Genomic DNA, 5714 nt, shown 5'->3' with positions numbered 1-5714 from the left:
AGAACAAGCTGGGTTCGGCCAGAAAATGTACGACCAAAGCTTGGTACTGGAGTAGTCGTCGCTGCAAACGGGTGCGTTCAGGTAGATGGGGGAAGCAGTCACCCAGGTTGGCGACCAGCCACAGGTAGAACCGGCGGAATGAGCCGCCTTTGAGGCTGAACATCAGCCCGATGGTGACCAACTCACTAAGGCTGAGCTTGGCTTGTTGATGTTCATGCTGTTCAGCCTTCGAACGCAGGGCATCGTCTACCCCAACGTACATCACCAAAGCAACGTCTTCCAGCGATAGAATGCATCTCGGGTCTGGCCGCATACACCAGACCCTATTCCTTTCTCCCGCTACTTTTCAACTAGCACCAGTGATTAGCTATGATTCCAGATAATGAAGATTTTTTCCATCCGGGATATATAGTGAACGGCGAAGTAGAGGTTCCAGGGGTAGCCATCGCCCATCACAGAATCATGCCTAACCAGCTCACTCATTTACCTAAAAGAGCATGGCAGTTGCTGGAAGGGCTGTTCAAAGAAAGAAGATTTCCGCTGAAGATCAAAATAGAAAACTCACAACTGAAGGAGGTGCGTTCAGCGGATGGAACCGACTTCACCGATGAAATAAGGGAGCTTTCTAATCCCCAACTCGAGCTCATCTTGGTGGAAATGGCAGTCAGCAACAACCCCGGCCTGGACGTTTCCAACCTCGACTGGAGCGTCAACTCTGTTCTTAACGAGGGCGCCCGCGGTGTTCACTTTGCTGTAGGGGATGGGGTTACCGGAGCCCACATAGACTTTATATGCCCTAACATGGAAGCAGTCCTCATCACGTGAGCCGCCTATGAACTCTAGTGTACAAAACACCAACCCCTCCGGCCCAGTCCTCCAGGCTTACGCCTTGCGCAAGCGCTATCCCAAGGCGAAGGGCTGGCTCGAGGCGCTGAAGGGGGTCAGCCTGGAGCTCTTCCGGGGGGAGATCCTGACCCTCCTAGGCCCCAACGGCGCCGGGAAGACTACCCTGGTCAAAATCCTGGCCGGCCTGGTAGAGCCGGATGGGGGGCGGGTGGAGGTGCCGCGGGAGGGAAAGCGAACCTGGATGGGCGCAGTGCTGGAGGGCAACCGCAACCTCTACTGGCGCCTGACCGCCCTGGAGAACCTCATCTACTTTGGCACCTTGCGCGGCCTCACACCCAAGGAGGCCCGGCGGCGGGGGCTCGAGCTATTGGAAACGGTTGGGCTCGCCGAGAAGGCCCATCAAACCGTGGGCACCCTCTCCCGGGGCCAGCAGCAGCGGGCGGCCCTGGCCACGGCCCTGGTGCATGACCCCCCCGTCCTTTTCCTGGACGAGCCCACGCTGGGGGTAGACCTGGAAGCTCAGGAGGCGATTCGCTCCTGGCTGCTGCGGCTCAAAGAGCATAAGGCCATCCTCCTCACCACCCACCAGATGGATTTTGCAGAGGCTGTGGCCGACCGGGTGGCCATCCTCCTGGAGGGCGAGATAGTTCTGGAAGGAAGAACCCGAGAGGTGCTGAAGGGCTCTCCTGGAGCCCCTTACCGGGTAGAACTCCAGGCGCCTTTGGAGGAGGGAGATCCGCGCCTGGCGCAGCTTCGAGCCGTCGAGGCGGAGGTGGAGGGGAAGGCGGTTCGGGTGGTGGGAGAGGAAACCCTTTGGGAAGCCCTCAGAATTCTAGACCCCTTACCCCTAGAGCGGGTGGAACGGGAGAGCCTATCTCTCGCGGGGCTTTTCTGGCGCGTACTCAGAGAAAGGAGCGTGCAGTGCTCCAGGTTGCCTACATAGAGTTCTGGCGCTACTTGAGAGCTTTTTTCCGTTACCCCCTGGAGGTTCTGGGGGGTGTGCTGGGGGCGGTCGTAGTCTTTGCGCTCTTCTTCTCGGGGGTTCGCTACCTGGCCGGCCCCGCCCTCTTCGGGGAGCGGCTGGAGGCCCTGGTGGCGAGTCTCCTGGCCTGGACGCTGGCTTTTTCGCTGCTGTCGTACATCGCCTCCACCCTGACGGAGGAGGCCCTAGCGGGGCTTTTGGAGCAGCTCGCCCTTACCCGACCGGGGCTCTTAGGGGTGGTGCTGGTGCGGTCTGCTGTCTCCCTTTTTCAGATTGGCCTGTTGAACATCCCAGTTTTCCTGGCTATCCTCCTTACCTCCGGAGCTCGGCTGGACTTCCCTCCCCTGACCCTGCTGCCGCTTGCGACCCTGTTTCTTGGTGCGCTGGGTTTGGGGCTTCTCCTCGGTGGGCTGGCGCTGGTTTATAAGCGGGTGGGCCAGATCATGGGCCTCCTTCAGTTCCTTTTCTTAGGTCTTTTCCTGATACGCTTTGAGGCTTTGACCCAGCCATGGAATGCGCTAGGCTACCTTCTGCCGTTGGCGCCATCGGTGGCTGCCCTGCGCCTGCTGCTGGGGCAAGGAGAAGACCCCGAATGGGGACTCCTTTTCCTCGCCGGAACCAACGCCCTGGCCTACATTGCTTTCGGGATTGGATTCTTCAAGCATGCCCTCCGCAGGGCGCGGAGGCAAGGCACATTGGGAACATACTGAAGCAATAGCCGCAACCTCTACGTCATCCGCGATCTCACCAGGTGCTACGGAGCGGGGTGTTGGCCAGCACTCCCTTGGGCATAAGGCGGTTCTGCGTCACGCTTCCACGAAGCCTATGCGGAAATGGTATATTGTCGAAGAAGTTTGCCCGATTAGCTCTGAAGAGTGGGCCCATATTGCTTCCAACTACATGGATCCTGGGTGCTGGGCTAGAGAGACAAGCCGGGAGGTGGTAGCGACTGGCTCATAGGCGCTCCCTGTTACACCAAACCGTCCCGGCGCTTCGCCAGGTTTTTCAAGCCGCCCCCCTCGAGGCCAGCCTCTTGGTGGGCCTCCTGGCCGCAAGCGGCCTGATACCGGTGGGGGTGCTGAGCGCCACGCGGGCTTTGGTGGATGGTCTGGTCCATGGGTTGGGCAGCGGCTCCCTCAGCCCGGCGCTGCTGGCGCCACTGGCGGGGCTGGCCCTGCTGTTTGCCCTCGACTTTTTGCTGGTGCCCTGGGTGACCTACCTGCAGGGGGTGGTGAACGAGCGGCTTACGGCTCGAGTGCACCTCTTGCTGATGGAGAAGGCGGCGGGCCTGCCCGATCTGACCCCCTTTGAAGACGCCGGTTTTTACGACGAACTTCAGGTGCTGCGCGACCAAGCGCCCTACCAGCCGCTCAACCTGCTGGTTTTCTTCGGCAACGCCTTTCGCGGGGGCATTGCCGTAGCCGGGGTGCTGCTCTTGCTCCTCACCTTGGCCCCCATTTTCCCCTTGTTGTTGCTCCTGGCCACCCTGCCGCAGGCGCTGCTAACCTTCAGGTTGCAAAAGGGGGTGTGGGAGGCGGTGCTCTTTAGCGCGCCTGAGGCCCGGAGGATGCGCTACTACGCCGAGGTTTTGCTCAACCCCGAGGCCGCCAAGGAGGTGCGCCTCTTTGGTCTGCTTCCGTTTTTCCGTGGGCGTTACCTCGAGGCTTTTGGGCGGCTACACCAAGAGCTCCGCCGCGCGCGTGGGCGGCAGGCCCTGGGGGCCAGCGGCTTGGTTTTTGTCAGCGCGCTGGCCACGGCGGCGGCGCTGTACCTGGGTCTGCGCCAGGCCCTTTTGGGTTCGGGGGGGCTAGGCAACCTGGTGCTTCTCTTGCAGTCGGTGGGCAGCCTGCAACAAAACCTCTACGGCCTGGTGCAGGATGGCGGCATGCTGTACGAGAGCCTTCTGTACTTCGAACGGCTCGAGGGTTTTCTGGCCCGGCCCTCTGCGTTCGTCCCCTCGAGCGCAGGCCGCCCGGTGCAGCGCTTTGAGGAAATCCGCTTTGAAAACGTAGGGTTTAGCTACCCAGATGGCCGGCGGGCCCTGGAGGGGATCTCCTTTAAGCTGCGCCGAGGCGAACGGCTGGCGCTGGTGGGGGAGAACGGGGCTGGTAAAACCACGCTGGTTAAGCTCTTGCTCCGCTTCTACGACCCCAGCGAGGGCCGCATCCTGGTGGATGGGGTAGACCTGCGGGAGCTAGACCTGGAGGCCTGGCGGCGCCTGGTGGCCACGGTGTTTCAGGACTTTGGTCGCTACGCGCTTACGCTGCGGGAAAACATTGCCCTGGCCGATTTGGAGCGCCAATCTGACCTTGAGCGTCTGGAAGATGCCGCCAGGGCCGGGGGGGCTTCGGAACTGCTCAGGCGGCTTGGTCCGGAGGCGCTACTCTCTAAAGCGTTCGGGGGGACGGATCTCTCTTTAGGAGAATGGCAGCGGATAGCCCTTGCGCGGGCCTTTTTCCGGCAGGCTGAGGTGTTGGTTCTGGACGAGCCTACCGCCTCGCTCGACCCCAAGGAAGAGGCCCACCTTTACCAGCGCTTTGCCGAGCTGGCCCAGGGCAAGACCGTGCTCCTCATCACCCACCGCCTGGCCTCGGTACAGATGGCCGACCGGATTCTGGTGCTGCGGGAGGGGCGTTTGGTGGAGGAGGGCTCGCATCAGGCTTTGTTGCACCGCAACGGCCTTTATGCCGAGCTTTGGCGGCTGCAGGCTGAGGGGTATAGAGCGAATTGAAATCTCCCAACACGCTGCACTGGAAGCCATGAATTCAGACGTGCAAAACCCCACCTCTATCCTCCTCCCACGCCTTACAGGCTTCTCACAAACGTGGTTGCCAGCAAAAACGAGAATGCGTCTGAGCCTAGACGCATGTTACGCACCCAAGCGTGGGCCGGGCCCACGGGTGCTTGGGTTTCGAGTTTCCCGGAGGCCACGGTTCTGTCCAGGACAGGGCTTTTCTGTAACCGGGTGGCTCAAAACATGTGAAGAGCGCTCTAAAATTTCTGCACCAGCGGGTTTACAAACCGCACCCCCTCCAGCACGGCCCCCATAGCAAAGTCCTCCGAGAGAACCACCGGCACCTGGTATAGCCGGGCGGTGGCCCAGACCTGGGCGTCGTAGTAGCTCAGACGGTGCTGAGCCACCCCCCGCAGGGCCTCCAGCACCACCGGTGCGGTCAGGGGGAGCACGGGAAAGGCCAGCATCAGCCACTCGATCTCCAACCGAACCGGTTCGGCCTCGAGCGGTGGCGAAAGCCGGCGCAGGGCCACGCTGGCAATCTCGCTCAAGGCCTGCACCGGCAGGGCGGCCCGCCCCTCCTGGGCCAGCCTCAGAAGCACTTCGGCGGTCTTTTTCTGCTTCTTGGGGTCGCGGGCATCTAGGGGGTAGATGAGAAGGTTGGTGTCAATCAGATAGCGGGGGTTCAACCCTAACCCCCACCCCAGCGGGACTCCCGGGTGTAGAGGGCTTCCCGCTCAAAGCGCCAGCCTTCGGGCAGGCGGTGCTGTTGGGAGATCTTCCGGGCCTGTTCCAGAAACGCAGCCAGGGCCTGTACATGGCCGGGGAGGGGGGCCGTGCCCTCATGCAGCAGCCGATCCAGGGCCAGTCGCACCAGCTCGGCTTCGGAGAGGCCGGTCTCGCGGGCCTTGAGCTTGAGCTCTTGTTCCTGGTCTTCGCGCAGGTAGAGCTGTTTGCGAACCATAATCTAAAAGTATACATCATATACATTACTGGGGCACAACACCTGGCTCCTGCTGCCACAGCAGGCTTTTATCATAATCACATATGAAAGCTGTCTCCATCCCCAGTCCGTTGCCGTATCTAGCCCAGATACCCGATTCCCGCGAGTACTTGAAAACCCATCATCGCTGGCAAGACCTGCTGCTGATC

The 5714-nt window shown here is 61.2% G+C and carries 6 protein-coding genes and 1 pseudogene; 4 read left to right on the top strand and 3 right to left on the bottom strand.

Annotated features, from left to right (window positions below):
* Positions 1–313, bottom strand: a pseudogene (locus J3L12_RS16470) (hypothetical protein); the annotation flags it as partial.
* Between the two features lie 56 nt (positions 314–369).
* On the opposite strand from J3L12_RS16470, the gene J3L12_RS16465 reads away from it, so the two are divergent.
* The 4 genes from J3L12_RS16465 (at position 370) to J3L12_RS16450 (ending at position 4559) form a co-directional block, all read left to right on the top strand.
* Positions 370–825: a hypothetical protein gene (locus tag J3L12_RS16465; RefSeq protein ID WP_208016136.1), complete on the top strand. Its 456-nt coding sequence runs from the start codon at positions 370–372 to the stop codon at positions 823–825.
* Positions 826–832: 7 nt separating this feature from the next.
* The gene (locus tag J3L12_RS16460; RefSeq protein ID WP_208016135.1) at positions 833–1789 is read left to right on the top strand and encodes an ABC transporter ATP-binding protein; all 957 of its coding nucleotides are present in this window, start codon (positions 833–835) and stop codon (positions 1787–1789) included.
* Positions 1768–2538, top strand: a complete 771-nt coding sequence (locus J3L12_RS16455) for an ABC transporter permease (protein ID WP_208016134.1) — start codon at positions 1768–1770, stop codon at positions 2536–2538. Before J3L12_RS16460 ends, J3L12_RS16455 begins: the two co-directional genes overlap by 22 nt.
* A 326-nt stretch (positions 2539–2864) precedes the next feature.
* Positions 2865–4559 carry an ABC transporter ATP-binding protein gene (locus J3L12_RS16450; RefSeq protein WP_347708941.1) on the top strand — a complete coding sequence of 565 codons (1695 nt, stop codon included), beginning with the start codon at positions 2865–2867 and terminating at the stop codon, positions 4557–4559.
* Positions 4560–4819: 260 nt separating this feature from the next.
* On the opposite strand, the gene J3L12_RS16445 is transcribed toward J3L12_RS16450, so the two are convergent.
* Together J3L12_RS16445 and J3L12_RS16440 are read right to left on the bottom strand one after the other, a co-directional pair.
* Positions 4820–5251: a PIN domain-containing protein gene (locus tag J3L12_RS16445; RefSeq protein WP_208016133.1), complete on the bottom strand. Its 432-nt coding sequence runs from the start codon at positions 5249–5251 to the stop codon at positions 4820–4822.
* A 2-nt stretch (positions 5252–5253) separates the two neighbouring features.
* On the bottom strand, positions 5254–5526 hold the full coding sequence (locus tag J3L12_RS16440; RefSeq protein ID WP_208016132.1) for a hypothetical protein: 273 nt from the start codon (positions 5524–5526) through the stop codon (positions 5254–5256).
* Between the last annotated feature and the right edge of the window lie 188 nt (positions 5527–5714).

It is taken from the genome of Meiothermus sp. CFH 77666 (assembly GCF_017497985.1).
Classification (GTDB): domain Bacteria; phylum Deinococcota; class Deinococci; order Deinococcales; family Thermaceae; genus Meiothermus.
Note: the sequence above shows the minus strand (reverse complement) of the source record. Positions and strands in the feature narration are given on the sequence as shown.